This window comes from Halorubrum rubrum (genome assembly GCF_024494685.1).
Classification (GTDB): Archaea; Halobacteriota; Halobacteria; order Halobacteriales; family Haloferacaceae; genus Halorubrum; species Halorubrum rubrum.
This window is the reverse complement of sequence record NZ_JANHDM010000008.1, coordinates 38,574-52,640: the sequence shown is the minus strand read 5'-3', so window position 1 is coordinate 52,640 and position 14,067 is coordinate 38,574. Positions and strand designations below refer to the sequence as shown.

At 65.7% G+C, this 14,067-nt stretch carries 13 protein-coding genes, 1 tRNA gene and 1 pseudogene; 12 read left to right on the top strand and 3 right to left on the bottom strand.

Annotated features, from left to right (window positions below; translation table 11 throughout):
- Positions 1-150: 150 nt before the first annotated feature.
- The gene (locus NO889_RS09960; protein WP_256412101.1) at positions 151-690 is read left to right on the top strand and encodes a DUF7344 domain-containing protein; all 540 of its coding nucleotides are present in this window, start codon (positions 151-153) and stop codon (positions 688-690) included.
- Between the two features lie 287 nt (positions 691-977).
- On the opposite strand, the gene NO889_RS09955 is transcribed toward NO889_RS09960, so the two are convergent.
- Positions 978-1,346, bottom strand: a complete 369-nt coding sequence (locus tag NO889_RS09955) for a DUF5658 family protein (protein WP_256412100.1) — start codon at positions 1,344-1,346, stop codon at positions 978-980.
- 119 nt (positions 1,347-1,465) lie between these two features.
- On the opposite strand from NO889_RS09955, the gene nth reads away from it, so the two are divergent.
- From nth to NO889_RS09925, 6 genes are all read left to right on the top strand, one after another.
- The gene (gene nth / locus NO889_RS09950; RefSeq protein ID WP_256412099.1) at positions 1,466-2,149 is read left to right on the top strand and encodes an endonuclease III; all 684 of its coding nucleotides are present in this window, start codon (positions 1,466-1,468) and stop codon (positions 2,147-2,149) included.
- Positions 2,150-2,298: 149 nt separating this feature from the next.
- Entirely contained in the window at positions 2,299-2,853 is a 555-nt protein-coding gene (locus NO889_RS09945; protein ID WP_256412098.1) for a DoxX family protein, read from the top strand.
- Positions 2,854-3,078: 225 nt separating this feature from the next.
- Complete coding sequence (locus NO889_RS09940; RefSeq protein WP_256412097.1) at positions 3,079-4,197, top strand: glutamate--cysteine ligase; 1,119 nt, start codon at positions 3,079-3,081, stop codon at positions 4,195-4,197.
- A 99-nt stretch (positions 4,198-4,296) separates the two neighbouring features.
- Positions 4,297-4,911 carry a winged helix-turn-helix domain-containing protein gene (locus NO889_RS09935; RefSeq protein WP_256412096.1) on the top strand — a complete coding sequence of 205 codons (615 nt, stop codon included), beginning with the start codon at positions 4,297-4,299 and terminating at the stop codon, positions 4,909-4,911.
- 121 nt (positions 4,912-5,032) lie between these two features.
- Positions 5,033-5,527 (top strand): phosphopantetheine adenylyltransferase, encoded by a 495-nt coding sequence (locus NO889_RS09930; protein WP_256412095.1) that lies wholly within the window; start codon positions 5,033-5,035, stop codon positions 5,525-5,527.
- Positions 5,524-6,021, top strand: a complete 498-nt coding sequence (locus NO889_RS09925; protein WP_256412094.1) for a hypothetical protein — start codon at positions 5,524-5,526, stop codon at positions 6,019-6,021. Before NO889_RS09930 ends, NO889_RS09925 begins: the two co-directional genes overlap by 4 nt.
- A gap of 45 nt (positions 6,022-6,066) precedes the next feature.
- Here the strand turns inward: NO889_RS09925 and NO889_RS09920 are convergent, their stop codons facing one another.
- Together NO889_RS09920 and NO889_RS09915 are read right to left on the bottom strand one after the other, a co-directional pair.
- Positions 6,067-7,494 (bottom strand): FAD-dependent oxidoreductase, encoded by a 1,428-nt coding sequence (locus tag NO889_RS09920; RefSeq protein ID WP_256412093.1) that lies wholly within the window; start codon positions 7,492-7,494, stop codon positions 6,067-6,069.
- A 101-nt stretch (positions 7,495-7,595) separates the two neighbouring features.
- A complete protein-coding gene (locus NO889_RS09915; RefSeq protein WP_256412092.1) occupies positions 7,596-9,056 on the bottom strand; it encodes a DHH family phosphoesterase in 1,461 nt (486 codons plus the stop codon).
- Positions 9,057-9,258: 202 nt separating this feature from the next.
- On the opposite strand from NO889_RS09915, the gene NO889_RS09910 reads away from it, so the two are divergent.
- From NO889_RS09910 to NO889_RS09890, 5 genes and pseudogenes are all read left to right on the top strand, one after another.
- Positions 9,259-9,332, top strand: a tRNA-Lys gene (locus NO889_RS09910).
- Positions 9,333-9,545: 213 nt separating this feature from the next.
- Positions 9,546-9,839, top strand: a complete 294-nt coding sequence (locus NO889_RS09905; RefSeq protein WP_256412091.1) for a hypothetical protein — start codon at positions 9,546-9,548, stop codon at positions 9,837-9,839.
- Positions 9,840-10,363: 524 nt separating this feature from the next.
- Positions 10,364-11,277, top strand: a pseudogene (locus NO889_RS09900) (P-loop NTPase family protein).
- A gap of 2 nt (positions 11,278-11,279) precedes the next feature.
- Positions 11,280-11,597 carry a DUF8156 family protein gene (locus NO889_RS09895; protein ID WP_256412090.1) on the top strand — a complete coding sequence of 106 codons (318 nt, stop codon included), beginning with the start codon at positions 11,280-11,282 and terminating at the stop codon, positions 11,595-11,597.
- 1,233 nt (positions 11,598-12,830) lie between these two features.
- A complete protein-coding gene (locus NO889_RS09890) occupies positions 12,831-14,066 on the top strand; it encodes an RNA-guided endonuclease InsQ/TnpB family protein (protein WP_256412089.1) in 1,236 nt (411 codons plus the stop codon).
- Position 14,067 lies beyond the last annotated feature (1 nt).

Below are 14,067 nucleotides of genomic sequence, written 5' to 3'. Positions count from 1 at the left end.
CTACCGCCCCGCACGCGACCCCCTACCGGATCTCGTGGGACCGCCTACCGTGGATCCGGGTCGAGATCCGATCTCGGCGTGGTAGCATGGAACACGAACGTATGGGGCGCATACATATGTCCTCATCCGTCGTTCACGTTCTCAGACGAGGTGTTTCCCATTTCCCTACAGATCCGACCCGACTCGCTCCCGGAGACCGTCATTCACGACGTGCTCTCGAACAGCCGCCGGAAGAACGCCCTCCGCGAGCTGCGGACGCACGGCGGGCCCGTTTCGGTCCGGGAGCTCTCGGAGGCGATCGCCGCCGACGAGACGGGCGAGTCGCCCGCGCCGCGCTGCGTGCGCGAGAGCGTGTACGCCTCCCTCCACCAGACGCACCTGCCGCGGCTCCAAGAACTCGGCGTCGTCGAGTACGACCGCACGCGCAAGGAGGTGCGCGCGTGCCGGGGCGCACGCGACGTGGAACGCTACATGACCGTCGTGGCCGGCTACGGGTTCACCTGGACGGAGCTGTACCAGCTGCTCGGCGTCGTGACCCTGTGTGTCGTGCTCGCCGCCCAACTCGGCGCGCCGGTCGTCGGCGCGGTCGACCCCCTGTTGTGGACGAGCGGCGCGCTCGCGGCGTTCGCGGTCGTGACCGTCGCACAGCTGTGGGCGGCCTATCGACTCTCGGTGCCGCTCTCGCGGTGACGTCCGGAGTTCACCGACCGTCCGAGCGAGCGTCTCGTGTTCGAGGCGCCACCGAAACGCACCGCGTTCCGGCTGTCCGCCGAACTCCGTCCTACGACGCGGATGAAGCCGGCCATCGGTATTCGACCGACGATGGTAGAACACGGACGGGTGTCGATTCACCTGGTTCCGTCGCGGCCCGACCTTTCGGGTAGGTCCTCATCCGAAACAGCCGCGTAGCGCCGAGGGAGTAGGGTGGGGTAGTTCACACCGTCTCGCCTGGTGAGGAACACAACGGAGCCCTTCGCTCAGCTCGCGATCCACATCAGCCGGACGTTCGAGCCGGTGAGGTAGAGCCCGACGGCGGTCAGAAGGACCGGGGGGAAATAATAGAGGAGTCCGTCACCCTCGCGGGCGCCGAGGACGCTGATCCACAGCATGACGAGGTACACCGCGATCTTGAGCCCGACGAGCCCGGCGAGCCCGAAGGAGTCGAGCGCGAGGGCGACGACCGGGTTGGCCTCCTCGACGGCGGGGACGTAGGTGAGGAAGGCGATCGTCGAGACGATGTCGCCGACGCCGTACGTCGACGTGGCGGCGATCCAGAGGCTGTAGAACTCCTCGGGCCGCCGGAGGTACGCCGGGTGGCGTCGGGTCCGGTCGCGGGAGCGTGACACGTCGGCCCGTCGCCGGGAGGGACCCTGAAGCTGTCGCTCCGCCGCCGGACCGGACCGACTCACCGGGAGGAACCGAGCGGTTCCGGATCGCTTTATGTCGCTCGGCGACTGCGACGCGTATGGGAACGCCGCTCGAAACGCGCGAGGCGCAGGTCGAGGAAGTTCTCGAGAGGCTCTACGAGGAGTACCCCGACTCCACGATCTCGCTCAACTACTCGAACCGGCTGGAGCTGTTGGTCGCCGTGATCCTCTCGGCGCAGTGTACCGACGAGCGCGTCAACGCGGTGTGTGCGGACCTGTTCGAGACGTACGAGACGCCGGAGGAGTACGCGAACGCGCCCCAGGAGGAACTGGCCGAGGCGATAAACTCGATCACCTACTACAACAACAAGGCGAAGTACATCCGCTCGGCGTGTGCGGACATCGTCGAGGAACACGACGGCGAGGTCCCGGACACCATGTCCGAGCTCACCGACCTCGCCGGAGTGGGGCGAAAGACCGCGAACGTCGTCCTCCAGCACGGCCACGACGTCGTCGAGGGGATCGTCGTCGACACGCACGTCCAGCGGCTCACGAGGCGGCTCGGGATCACCGACGAGGAGCGGCCCGAGGCGATCGAGTCGGACCTCCTCGGGATCGTCCCGGAGGAGGACTGGCAGCAGTTCACGCACCTCATGATCGACCACGGGCGCGCGACGTGTACCGCGATCAACCCGGACTGTGGGGAGTGCGTGCTGGCCGACGTCTGTCCCTCCGCGAAACCCGACGCCGCCGTCGACCTCGCGAGCGGCGAGGAGTGGTAGACCGGCCGGAGTCGGAGCCGGCTCGCGACCGCGAGAGCTTATAAAGACCCCGCTCACCGGGGGAGTCGGAGACCTCCTTCTCTCCGTCGGGGAACTCCCTTCTCCCCTTATGTGGTCGTCCGGCGTATCCGTAACCGGAGAGAGACACTATGTCCACCAAAACCACCAACGAGTTCGGCGGGGAGTTCGGCGGGATAACGCTGCTGGGGAAGGCACACTCGCTGTCGGCGCTGTTCATCGTCCTGCTCCGGGCGCTCATCGGCGGGATGATCCTGTTCGCGGGCATCGGGAAGGTGCTCGAGTGGCCGTTCAACGCGAGCGGCTACCTCGCGAACGTCGACCCCGCGAGCCCGGTCAGCGGCCTCTACGCCTGGATGGCGTCGATGCCGGCGCTCATGGAGATCGTCAACGTCGTCGTTCCGGTGACGCAGGTGCTCATCGGCGTGGCCCTGATCGCCGGGGCGTTCGTCCGGCTGGCCGCCCTCGGCGGGGCCATCCAGATGACCATGTTCTACCTCGGCGGCTGGGCGGGCGAGTTCCTCGCGCTGCTCGACTCGACGCTCATATACGCGGTCGTGTTCCTCACGGTCGCCGCCTTCGGCGCGGGCCGGATCCTCGGCCTCGACGCCTACATCGAGCGGATCGAGGTCGGCGGGACGCCCCTGATCGAGCGGTTCCCGGTCGCCCGATACCTCCTCGGCTGAGCCGGGGACGCGGACGCACCGAACCCCCGGCCGACTCGTTTTCTCGCGGTTCGACGCGTTCTCGCGGTTCGGTTCCGTTTTCGGCCGATCATCGTGCCGAAACGTCGACCGAACCGGCGAGGTCGATCGCCCCGTCGTGCGGCGTTCTCAGAACGCCACGATCCCGCAACGAAGCGATTTCCCCCATCCAATCCTTATAAGAACGGCCGGGCTAATTGGCTCGTAATGGAGCTCGGTTCGCGGGACGCGTTCACCCGGACGGGGACGCTCGGCATCGAGGAGGAGTTCTTCATCGTGGACGCCGACGGTCGCCCGACCTCCGGGACCGACGACCTCGTGTACGGTCGCGATCCACCCGCGGCCGTCCCCCACGGGTTCGACCACGAACTGTTCAAGTGTACGATCGAGGCGCAGACGCCGCTCATCGAGGACCCGAACCGCGCCGGCGACGCGCTCCGGTCGGTCCGGGAGGCGCTCGTCGACCACGCCGCCGTCGACGGTTACCGCGTCGCGGCCGCGGGACTCCACCCGGCCGCGCGGTGGCGCGAGCTGGCTCACGCGGAGAAGCCGCGGTACCGCTCGCAGCTCGACCGGATACGGTACCCCCAACACCGAAACACGACGGCGGGCCTCCACGTCCACGTCGGCGTCGACGACGCGGACAAGGCTGTGTGGATCGCCAACCGCCTCCGGTGGTACTGTCCGGTGTTGCTCGCGCTGTCGGCGAACTCCCCGTTCTGGAACGGCTACGACACCGGGCTGGCGTCGGCGCGCGCGAAGATATTCGAGAACCTCCCGAACACGGGGATCCCCTCGGCGTTCGCGGACTTCGAGTCGTTCGACCGGTTCGAGCGCCGCATGGTCGAGCAGGGCTCGATCGAGGACCGGGGGGAACTCTGGTTCGACGTGCGTCCCCACACCGGCCACGGCACCGTCGAGGTGCGCGCGCCGGACGCCCAGCGCGACCCGGATCGGACGCTCGCGTTCGTCGAGTACGTTCACGCGCTCGTCGTCGACCTCGCGGAGCGGTACGACGACGGGGAGGCCGGCTCCGGATCCGAGCCCGCCTCCGGCTCCGGACCCGACCCCGCCCTCCGCCGCGAGCTGTTGGACGAGAACAAGTGGCGCGCGATCCGTCACGGCCGCGACGCGTCGTTCGTCACGCGCGACGGCGAGGGGACGGTTCCGCTCGGCGAACTCGTCGACGAGGAATGCGACCGGCTCGGGATCGACGGGATCCGGGACGTGTACGACGCCGAGAGCGGGACCGAGCGCCAGCGCCGGATCCGCGAGGAACGCGGGCTCGACGCGCTGTGTGCGGACCTCGTGTTGGACGGGAGCTGAGTCCGGACGGGAGTCGGGTCGGGACGCCGTCCGATCCGTGTTCCGTCGGAACGAAAGCGACGAGAAACCCTTTTCAGCGCGCGGAGCGAGGTTTCGAGCATGACAACGGACGACGACGCCGAACGCGGAGACGACATCGTCGGCGAGGCTGCCGACGAGTCGCCGACGGAACGGACCAAAGAGGAGCTTCGACGGACGCGCGAGCGGCTCGGCGAGGGGGCCGACAAGGCCGTCAAGGGGTTCGACGACAACGTCGTTGACCTGCTTTCGTGGCTGCTCGACACCGAGACGCGGGCGCGGATCTACGTCTACCTCCGCGAGAACCCCCACAGCACCAGCGACGAGGTCGCCGACGGGACCGGGCTCTACCCGAGCACTGTCCGAGAGGCGCTCGCGGAGCTCCACGAGGAGGGTACCGTCTCGCGGGGGAAACGCGAGGCCGACGGCGCGGGGAACAACCCCTACGAGTACGAGGCGATCGCGCCGAGCGAGCTGGTCCGCGGCGTCGTCGGCGACGTCCAGGCCGAGCTCAACGCCGTCTTCAATCTCGACCGACGGCTGGGCGGGGAGTCCGCCGAGGGCGACGACGAACCGGTCCAGATCTCGGTCGCCGGGGCGGACGAGGACGCGGACGGAGAGGGCGACGCCGAGGAGGGCGACGCCGAGGAGGGCGACGCCGAGGACCGGTCCGGCGGCGGCGCGGACGAGCGGTAACCGGATCGACCGGCAGTCGAGTCGACTGCCGACGGAACCGGACGACGCGGACCGGGACGGAACCGACCGACGCCGCGGTCGGTTCGGGATGATTTAAGTTCCGGCCGCGCAACCCACGGACATGAACGTCGCGCTCGGCGGCACGTTCGACCCCGTCCACGACGGCCACCGGAAGCTGTTCGAACGGGCGTTCGAGCTGGGTGACGTGACCGTCGGCTTGACCTCCGACGAGCTCGCCCCGAAGACCCGACACGTCGAGCGGTACGTCCGCCCCTACGAGGGACGGAAGCGCGACCTGGAGGCCGAACTCGAACCCCTCGCGGCCGCGTACGGGCGCGAGTTCACGGTCAGGAAGCTGAAGGAGCCGACGGGGATCGCCGTCGAACCGCAGTTCGACGCGCTGATCGTCTCGCCCGAGACGAGGGAGGGTGGGAGACGGATCAACGAGATCCGCGAGTCGCACGGCCACGACCCCCTCGAGATCGTCGTCGTCGACCACGTCCCCGCCGCCGACGGCGATCGGATCTCCTCGACGCGCATCGTCGCCGGCGAGATAGACGAGCACGGGAACCTCACCCCCGACCGGGAGGGGCGGGGCGCGACGCGACCGGAATGACGCGATTCGCGCGGGCTCTCCTCGGCGACGCGGGGTTCGAGCGGGCCGCCGTCTGGAGCGCGACCGGGTTCGCGCTCGCGCTCGGCGCCGTCCGAGCCGCGGGAGCGGTGGGAGCGGACCGGATCGCGGTCGCGGCCGCCTGTACGGCCGTGCTCGCCATCGGCGTCGCGGGCTTCACGCGGGGGGGTGGCGGGCTGCTCCCGAGCGTTCTCCTCGCGTACGGGCCGGCCGCGGCGGTGCTCCTCGAACTGGTCGGTCCCCGGATCCACCTCGTCGCCGGGGGCGGGATCGCGGTCGGTGCGGGGAACGGCGGGCCGGACGGTGCGGCCGGCGGTCCGCTCTCGACCGGTCTCGCGCTCGCGGAACCCCTCGCGCTCGCGGTCGCCGGCGCGGCCGTGCTCGGAACCGTCGGATTCCTCGTCGGCCGCGGGATCGCGGCCGTCACCGGGGCTCGGTCCGGGTCCGGTCCGACGACCGCCGACGCCGACGACTGAGGCCGGACCGACGGCCGCCGACGCCGACGATCGCGTTCTCGTCTCTCACCCCTCGAGCGATCCGGTCAACACCTTCGCCGCGACCAGTATCGGGTCCCACACCGGGCTGAACGGCGGCGCGTACGCCAGGTCGAGCCGTTCGAGCTCGGGAACGGTGAGGTCCGCCTCCAGCGCGGTCGCGAGAGTGTTCACCCGCACGGCCGCCCGATCGGGCCCGACGATGCTCCCGCCGATCAGCCGCTTCGTATCGCGGTCGGCGACGAGCGTCACGTCGGTCTCGGCCGCACCAGGGTAATAGCCCGAGCGCGACCCCGCGGTGACCGTCTCGCTCACGGGGTCGAACCCGGCCTCGACGGCCGCGTCCTCCTCGACGAGCCCGACGCGGCCGCACTCCTGGTCGAACGCCTTGACGACGGCCGTCCCGGCGATGTCGCCGACGAGCGTCGGGTCGCCGGCGACCGTCGAGCCGATCGCGCGGCCGGACCGGTTCGCCGTGAGACCGAGGGGCATCCAGGCCTCCTCGCCGGTGACCGCGTGGATCGCCGTCGCGCAGTCGCCGGCGGCGTACACGTCCGGGAGGTTCGTCCGGCCGTACTCGTCGGTCCGGATCGCGCCGCCCTCGCCGAGTTCGGCGCCCGTTCCCGACAGCAGCTCCGTGTTCGGCTCGATCCCGACGCCGACGACCGCGAGGTCGACGGCGAGCGACTCGCCATCGAACGCGACCGCCTCGATCCGGTCGTCGCCGACGAGTTCCTCGACCGGACTCCCGGTGTGGACGGTCACGCCCCGCTCCGCGAGCTCGGTCTCGACGCGCTCGCCGACCGCCTCGCCGAACGGCGGGAGGAGGTGCTCCGAACGCTGGAAGAGGTGGACGTCGAGCCCGCGGCCGGTGAGCGCCTCGGCCATCTCGACGCCGACGTACCCGCCGCCGACGATCGCGGCGGTCTCGGGCGCGGGCATGGCCGCGTTGCGGTCGACGCGCTCGCGGTCGACCGCCGACACGTCGGCTCGAGCGGGGTCGTAGGCGTCCGGCTCGGCGACGTACGCGTCTATCGCCGCCGCGGCGTCCATGTCGTGGAGGGTGAACGCGCCGTCTACACCCCGCACGTCGAGGGGGCCGGTGACGGCGCGGCCGCCGGTCGCGACGAGCAGGTCGCCGTACGGCTGCTCGAACCGGTCGCCCTCCGCGGTCTCGACCGCGACCGTCCCTGCCTCGGGGTCGACGCCGACGACTTCGTGGCCGCGCCGTAGGTCGATCCCGCGGTCGTCGACCTCGCTCGGCGACAGCGAGAGCAGGTTCGACATGTGCTCGATCCGTCCCTCGATGAAGTACGGCATCCCGCAGTACGCGAAGGAGATCCAGCGGCCCTTCTCGAAGACGACGACGTCGCGGTCGGGAGCCTCCCGGCGGAACTTGCTGGCAGCGCTCAGTCCGGCCGCGTCGGCACCGACGACGACGAACGGGTCGGTCATACGAGATGAGTCGCCGACCGCGGATAAAAAGCCGTCCCCGGCGTGTGCCGACGGCGCATCGTCTCGCCTCCGAGTTCGCTCCGACCCGGATCGCGTCCCGGTTACGCCCCGTTTCCGCCTTCGGCCGCGCCCTCGACGCCGAGCGCGTCGAACAGCTTCCGTCGGACCGCCTCCTCGGTGAGATGGAGGAGCGTGTCGCGGTTCCCCCCGCTCGCCTCGATGCCAGTGAAGATGCCGAGCGGGATCTCGATGGAGCCCTGCGTCGAGTGGCCGGCGGCGTCGCCCATCTCCGCGAACGCCTCCTGGAGGACGTTGCCGATGTTGAGCCGAATGTCCTTCGAACGGGCCGCGAGGTAGATGTTGTCGTCCGCGATCCCGAGGACGGCCGTCGTCGTGATCCCCTCGAGGTTGAGGAGGTGTTGGGCCGCCTGCGCGAGCGCCTCGCGGTCGCGGATGAACCCGGCCGTCGAGAAGAGGTGGCTCCCCTGAACCTGCCGGTTCTGGATCGCTTCGGCCAGGACGTCGAGCGTCTCGGGGCTCATCGAGGGCGACTCCACCTGCTCGAGCGTGTCGTGGTTGGCGAACGGGTGGAGGTACGCGGCCGCGGTGAGATCCGCGGGAGTCGTGTCGCGTTTGAAATCCAGCGTCTCCGCGCGGATCCCGTACAGGAGCGCGGTCGCGACCGCCTCCGTCGGCGACTGGTCGAACTCCTGGAGGTACTTCGTGAGGATGGTCGACGTCGAGGAGACGTTGGTTCGGACGTCGACGAACCGCGCGTCCGGCGGCGCGTCCGACTCGAGGTGGTCAATGTAGACGTCGATCCCCGTCTCGGGGTTCACGTCGTTCTCGGCCGACTTCGCGAGGTCGACCGCGGCGACCGTGTCGTACTCCGAGAGCGGCGGCGCGTCCGCCCGCGAGCGCAGGTCGATGCCGAGCAGGTTCACGAACGCGCGGTTCTCCTGGTGGCCCACGTCGCCGGAGTAGAGGATGTCCGCCTCGACGCCGAAGGCGCCCGCGATCGCCTGAAGCGCGGTCGCCGACGCGATCGAGTCCGGCTCGGGGTTGTCGTGGGTGAGGATCGCCATCCGGTCGCCCCCGCCCTCGATGATCTCCGCGAGCTGACGGGCCATGTACTCCAGCTCGCCCGTCTCGAGCGACTGGAGGGCGCTGTCGGCGATCACGGTCGAGGGGTTGATCACCACGTCCGCGCCGCGCTCGCGGAGTTCGTCCTCGCTGACCGGGTCGGACGCGCGCACGACGACGTACTGGTCGCCGTCGACCTCGCGGATCGCGGAGACGGCCGCCTTGTTGGCCTCGACGTCCGAGGCGAGGATCAACACGATGTCCCGGTCGTCGAGCGCGTCGACGACGTCTGGATCCGAGATGTCCTGGACGCGGGCGTTGAGGTCTTGGTCCCGCAGCGCCTCGACGCGGCTCTCGTCGCGATCGAGGATGAGCACGTCCTTGCCGCGATCGGAGAGCGACTCCGCGACCGCGTGGCCGACGCTCCCGCAACCGAGGATCGCGTATCGCGTGCGTGCCGAGCCGGATGCGCCACTCATTGAAGCGAGTTTCCGCGGGACGACACTTAACGAGTGCGCTCTCGCCGCGGCGGTGAAGTCGGTGAAAGCACCGCATTCGCGATGTTCGTACCGTTCTTCGGTGGATCCCTGGATCGCCCGTCCGAGGGCGGTCGGATCCTCATCGCCGCGCCGCCCCGCGAATGAAAAGGCCTTTTACCGTGACTCGGGTACGGACGTTCGAGGGCCGGTAGCTCAGTTAGGGAGAGCGACGGACTCTTAATCCGTCGGTCGCGTGTTCAAATCGCGCCCGGCCCGCTCCACTAATAACGGATAGAGACCGGACTAATGAACCGGATATGAGGCTCTGTTGAAATTCTCAGCAAGAGATATATTCTGCCCCGGTAGCGGTCAATACAGCGTGTCCACGGACCACTTGGTGCGGACTGCGGTGGCTCCAGTGTCACCAAAGCTAACGTAGCGGTTGTCTCATAGAATACTTTGAATATTACAGCCCAATAGTTCGACGTGATGCTGGCCCCTGTAACGCTTGGCGGAGCAGTGATGGCGGTAATCGTCTCCGTCGTGATGGCGGCGTTCGCACTCGTTCGTGGCCTCGTTGACGACCTCCTGTTGTTCCCTGCAACGATACTGTCAATAGCGCTCATTGCGACGACTGCGGTCCTCTCAGCTCGCCAGTCGCCTGTCCTTGTGATCATCGATCTCGGAGCCGTCTTGATTATCGCAGGAATGACGCTAGTCTACCTTGACCGGCTGGTCGAAGTGTCGTCAGTAGACGCCACGGACGAGGTACACGAGCAGTGATTTCTTTCGGAGAACTCGGCGGTAGCGTCAAGTCCTCGACTCGGCGGTTTGGGACAGTTACTCAATACGCAACTCTCATCGACTGGCTGTTTCAGGTGGAAATATATCTGAAGAATAGGATTTCAACAGAGCCACGATCACAAAACGACGGACCTGTGTGGTCGTCAGCAGGAGTGGTCGATACGTATGCAGACCTGCTGAGCAGACGTTTCAACTCATGCTGATCGAAAATAATACCTTGTGAAGAGTTGTATAAAACCCTCTAGAATATCATATCCACAGGTATCATCGGCGGGCTCGGTACAATGAGGATAGCTAAATTAACCAACAACCTGCCGGGATATACCGAAATGTTGGTTAATCTGGTGATTAAAGGTGACGGCCACCTCGGAAAGAGTCTTGGAAACAGTTTACCACTCCTCAAGATCCGGTGACAGAAGTCGAACCGGTGTCTGGTACATTCTTTTCTGGAAGTCCGGAAGCGCCGCGCCGCCGCTTATTGGGAGAGTGACTAGTTATCGAGTATGGGAGACCACCCACCATCGAACCGAATGCCGGCCGACACGGGGCGCAGACCGCAATCTGGGCTTGGCAGATCAAGCTGACCCAGCCACAGAAGAGATGCTCCTACCGTCACTCGGCGACGGCATCACGCTGCTCGACGTCAAGGGAGGCCGTGGCGTCCCGATCCTCCAGTCGCTCGTGCTTGACCATCTCCTGGTACACGATGGGCCCGCCTTCTGGGTTGATGCGAACGGCCACGCGACGACGACGACGCTGGCTCAGATCACACCGAACCAGCGGTTGCTCGACCGGATCCACGTCGCACGGGGATTTACTGCGTACCAGCACTACGGCGCTGTCGACGATCTCCCGACGGCAGAAATCGACCGCCGTCACCAGCACACCCGGTCGACAGTCATCGACTCATAGCGAAGACTCGTCTCCACACACCCCGTCGCTCATCGTCGCGCCGGCCGTCGACGCCCAGTACCGCAGCGACGACACACTCAGCGAGCAGCACGCAGAAATACTCCAAGCGAGAACCCTCGCTCGACTAGCGACGTACGCCGACAGCTACGACGTCCCGGTACTCGTGACTCGGAGTACGATCAATGAATTCACAGAACCGGTCACGACGGCCGCCAATAACCATCTTGAGTGTGAGCAAACCCGGATGGGGCCGCGATTCGTCGGTAACGAGTTCGAGACACTTGTCTATCCCGTTGATGACGGTGCGTACTATCAGACCACGTTCGCCTACTGGCGACAGCTGCTCGCTACGCGGGCGACACAGGTCGGGATCGAACCCGCGACACCTCCGTCGTCGACGTTGAGTCCGGCAGGTGTCGGGACAGGGGTGACCGCTGACGGCAAGGCGATGTCGCTCACCGCAAGTTCCCTTCTCGATGCGTGGACAGCATCTGGGGGGCGCTAACAATGGGACGCACGAACCCGACATATTGGGATGCACTGCGGGCTATCGAAGACCGCTGGACGGAGTTCCGACGGGCGCTCCGTCGTCGCGACCAGCCGCGCTTCGACCGGCTGTTCGAGTACGCTCGCGAACACGCCGATGCGAGCGGGTTGTTGAACCATCAGAATCCACTGGTGCGGGCGCTGTTCAGTATCGATCTCGAACAGGAGGCCATATTAGAAGACCATGAGGAACGCCTCGAAGTGCTCGAACGCCGGCTCAACGAACAGAGCATCGATGCGCAAGTACCCGATGAAGAAGCCAGTGAGGAATCCCAATGAGTACACTCGCGACGATCGCATTCGACATCGAGACGACGGGATTTTCGACGACTGACCAGTTGACCGTCGTCGGCTTCGACGCCGAGATCGGCTCGCGAGAGAGACGGATCCAAGTGAAACGACTGCGGAGACGCCGACAGTCATCGTCCAACGGGTTGCTGAGAACGGCACTGTGATCGAGACCATGACTGTGTACGGCGACGAATCGGTCGAGATCCGGACACCAACGAACAGTTCCGCTGGCACAGAGAACACGACCGGCAGAGCGCTAGGAAGCTAGACACAGCAACACGGTTTGTGACAGAGCAGTCTAGTCACAGTACGATGCGTTCAACTGGATTGAAAAAAGGATAGGTGGCTCTGTTGACTCGATGGAAACGCTGCTATCCCTAGAGAACGTGAACCAAGATATGGGGCGCAAGAGACCGATAAGGATTCCGTGCCATAGAGCACGTTCTGTTGACTGGTCCATGCGCGAAAGAAGTCGAGTCATGGGCGCTACAGCCCGGATGCCGCGGCGCGCGGCATCCGGGAAAGCCCGAATACGTGAATCTCTGCTTCACGTGCTGGCGTCCCGAGTCACAAGATCGCCTCTCCGAATGATGATGACCACTGGCCGGGCAGACAGACGAGGGAGCTGAGGGCCGCCAAATCGGCGGCCCTCAGCGGTCGGTCGGGGCCCTTCTTTAGCATCCGCTATCGCTAGACAGCGACCGCACCGCACACACGTTTCGACCGCCTACCGGCTGTGGAAGAAGCAGATTCCCAGACGGCGTAATCATTTTGTTGTTAGCCGTGGTTTGGTTAGCTAGCAGCGTTTCCATACGTGAAATCCTCAGCAAGTGACATATTCTGGCCCAGTCGCGATCAGTACAGGGCAAGCAGACATGTTCCGATTACCTGAATTGAGGCGCTAAGGCCCCTTCCTCAACGAACGAGCGAAGCGAGTGAGTAGGGAAGAGATACAGCGTCCCCAGAAACCGGAGATTTCTGGTGTGCGAACGAGACGCTGCGCGTCTCGTCAACGCCGCACGGTTCTCAAACACGTTCGACGCTCGGTCCACAGGCCCACGCAATCGAAACAACTATGCGCACAGATGCGCATAATGCGTATGTCGTGAGGCGGAAGAACATCACCATCCGCGAAGACCAAGCCGAGTGGGTCGAGGAGAACCACCTCAACCTCTCGTCGTTCGTTCGCGGACAACTTGACGAACTCATCGAAGAACGCTCGTGAACTACAACTACAGGTATCGACTCCGACCGTCCGACGCTCTCGAAGAACAGTTAGCGTGGACTGTCGATACCTGTAGACAGGTCTACAACCATTTTCTCCACCGACTCAACCGCACCGACGACACCTCGGCATACTCCGAGCAGAAGCTCCTGCCGAGTCTCAAGAAGTGGTGGAGCGACCTGAAAGGCGTTCACTCGAAGGTACTACAGAAGGTCGTGCAACGGCTGTACGACAACCTCTCGACACTACGAGAGCGCAAAGAGAACGGCTACCGCGTCGGGACCCTCAAGTGGAAGCCACCGGGCGAGTACCGCAGTTTCACCTACAGTCAATCCGGCTTCAAGCTCAAGAACACGGGCGGTCGGACGCGACTGTGGCTCTCAAAACTCGGAGAAATCCCGCTCACCTTCCACCGCGACCTCCCCGACGACGCCGACATTAAGACCGTCACGGTCAAGCAAGAACCTACCGGGAAGTGGTACGCCATTCTCGGCATCGAGACGCCCGACGACCCGCTGGAGAAGCCGGAGAATCCCGAGAACTGCGTCGGTATCGACGTGGGGATTCTCAAGTACGCCCACGACACCGACGGAACCGCCGTCGAATCCCTCGACCTGTCCGACGAACGCGAACGGTTGGAACGCGCACAGCGCGACCTCTCGCGGAAACAGCACGGGTCGGACAATTGGGAGAAACAGCGTCGGGTCGTGGCAGAACGCCACGCCGAGTTGAAGAACAAGCGCCGCGACTTCCTTCACAAGCTCTCGAACTACTACGCTCGGGAGTACGACTTCGTGGCCGTCGAGGACTTGGACGCGAAGGGGTTGGTCGAACTACCGGGCAACTCGCGGAACCGGGCAGGTGCGGCGTGGGGGACGTTCCTGCGGATGCTCAAATACAAGTGCGAACGCGAAGGAACGCACTTCGTTGCTGTGAATCCGCGCGGAACGACGAAAGAGTGTGCGTCCTGCGGCGTTTCGACCGAGAAACCGTTGTGGATGCGCAAACACTCCTGCCCGACGTGTGGGTTCGAGGCGGACAGAGACGCGAACGCGGCGTGGAACATTCTTTCTCGCGGTATCAGGAAGCGGTTAGGATCGGGACGCTCCGAATCAACGCCTGTGGAGACTGCGCTCCCTGTGTCCTCGGTTGTGGATGCAAAGCGCGTCGTGGAAACAGGAAGCCCCACCCTCAAGCGCGAGGGCGTCAGCCCGAGCGGTAGGGTGGGGTAGT

Excerpts from the sequence above, each read along its gene's own strand:
- nth (WP_256412099.1), top strand. The coding sequence starts at position 1,466 with ATGGGAACGCCGCTCGAAACGCGCGAGGCGCAGGTCGAGGAAGTTCTC.
- NO889_RS09905 (WP_256412091.1), top strand. The coding sequence starts at position 9,546 with ATGCTGGCCCCTGTAACGCTTGGCGGAGCAGTGATGGCGGTAATCGTC.
- NO889_RS09895 (WP_256412090.1), top strand. The coding sequence starts at position 11,280 with ATGGGACGCACGAACCCGACATATTGGGATGCACTGCGGGCTATCGAA.
- NO889_RS09915 (WP_256412092.1), bottom strand. The coding sequence starts at position 9,056 with ATGAGTGGCGCATCCGGCTCGGCACGCACGCGATACGCGATCCTCGGT.
- NO889_RS09920 (WP_256412093.1), bottom strand. The coding sequence starts at position 7,494 with ATGACCGACCCGTTCGTCGTCGTCGGTGCCGACGCGGCCGGACTGAGC.
- NO889_RS09925 (WP_256412094.1), top strand. The coding sequence starts at position 5,524 with ATGACGCGATTCGCGCGGGCTCTCCTCGGCGACGCGGGGTTCGAGCGG.
- NO889_RS09935 (WP_256412096.1), top strand. The coding sequence starts at position 4,297 with ATGACAACGGACGACGACGCCGAACGCGGAGACGACATCGTCGGCGAG.
- NO889_RS09940 (WP_256412097.1), top strand. The coding sequence starts at position 3,079 with ATGGAGCTCGGTTCGCGGGACGCGTTCACCCGGACGGGGACGCTCGGC.
- NO889_RS09930 (WP_256412095.1), top strand. The coding sequence starts at position 5,033 with ATGAACGTCGCGCTCGGCGGCACGTTCGACCCCGTCCACGACGGCCAC.
- NO889_RS09945 (WP_256412098.1), top strand. The coding sequence starts at position 2,299 with ATGTCCACCAAAACCACCAACGAGTTCGGCGGGGAGTTCGGCGGGATA.